Origin of the sequence: Clostridium sp. AM34-11AC (assembly GCF_003435375.1) — a bacterium.
In the GTDB taxonomy this organism is placed as follows: Bacteria; Bacillota; Clostridia; order Lachnospirales; family Lachnospiraceae; genus Pilosibacter; species Pilosibacter fragilis.
The window spans coordinates 1-1124 of record NZ_QWGL01000088.1 but is presented as its reverse complement, the minus strand read 5'-3'; the positions used below and the strand labels follow the sequence as shown (position 1 = coordinate 1124).

1 protein-coding gene and 1 pseudogene are annotated in these 1124 nt (G+C 50.5%); both read right to left on the bottom strand.

What is annotated here, in order from left to right; all coding sequences use genetic code 11:
* A partial coding sequence (locus DW826_RS18790; RefSeq protein WP_242994154.1) for a CHC2 zinc finger domain-containing protein occupies positions 1-367 on the bottom strand: 367 nt, incomplete at its 3' end.
* Positions 368-432: 65 nt separating this feature from the next.
* A pseudogene (locus tag DW826_RS17825) lies at positions 433-1124 on the bottom strand (conjugal transfer protein); the annotation flags it as partial.

Here is a 1124-nt window from a genome sequence, read left to right as displayed (position 1 = left end):
AGTCGGCAAGAATACGAAAGCAGCGGCTCTTTGCTTCCTGAAACTGTTCCTCCGGGGATTTCTGCCGGGGCTTGGGCTTTTTTGCCTTTCCCGGCGGCTTCCAGTCCTCATAGGAAAGCCCGAAGTCCTGTGCCAGTTGTACGGCGGCTTCTTTCTTTCCCAGCCCATACAGGGCGGCGACAAAATCAATCACATCCCCATCCGCACCGCAGCCGAAGCAGTGGTAACGCTGATCCAGCTTCATGCTTGGGGTTTTATCGTTATGGAACGGGCAGCAAGCCATCCCGTTCCTGTTTACATGGATTCCATAATGCTCCGCAGCCTGTCTTGTTGTGACGGACTGCTTTACAGCTTCAAATACATTCAAATCTATCCCTCCTTGAAAATAAGAAAAGCACCTGACATTCTCTGATTGAAAATGGCAAGTGCCTGTTAAAGTTCCATATCCTGTTGTTTGTGTTTCGTCTGTGCCGGGACAGTTCTTTGTGCTTTTTTCTCGTCAGCCTTATCCTGCAAGACTTCTTTGATGGGCTGCTTCTTGGGCGGCTCTTTGCTTTCCTCTGTGCCGGGTGTGGCTTTCCGTACCCAGTAGCGGATGTCCCGCAGCTTCTTCAAATCAGCCTGTACCTCGGTCAAAGGTTCTTTCAGCTCTGCGATTTCGCTGAGAAGTTTTTCCTGCTCCTCTTGCAGCTCCTTTTGGGTACTGTCCTTATCATCCGGGTGCTTGGCAAGGTAGGCGGCGGCTTTCGCATACCGGGCAACCTCCGGGTGTTCCTGTTTGAATTTCTCCTTTGTTTTCTTAAAAAATATCTTCTGGTACTTCTCATAGACAGGCTTACATTCCTTGCAGTCTGTCCGGCTGGCAAGAATCCCGTCAATCACTTTGCTGCGTGCTTCCTTTGGCTTCATCTGATTGCGGTAATCGGCGGCTGATTTCCCGGAAGATTCCAGAAATGCTTCTAAGTCCTCCACAGTGGAAAGCCCCTTTTGCCGGAGATAGGACAGGGCTTCGCTGACTGCCTTTAAGTCCTGTGAAGTCCCCCGGTTCTGTCCAGCCCTTGTCCAGTCCTTCCGTTCTTCCTTTCGTATCTCCATATACTTCATCAGCAGATTGGGAAGAAGTG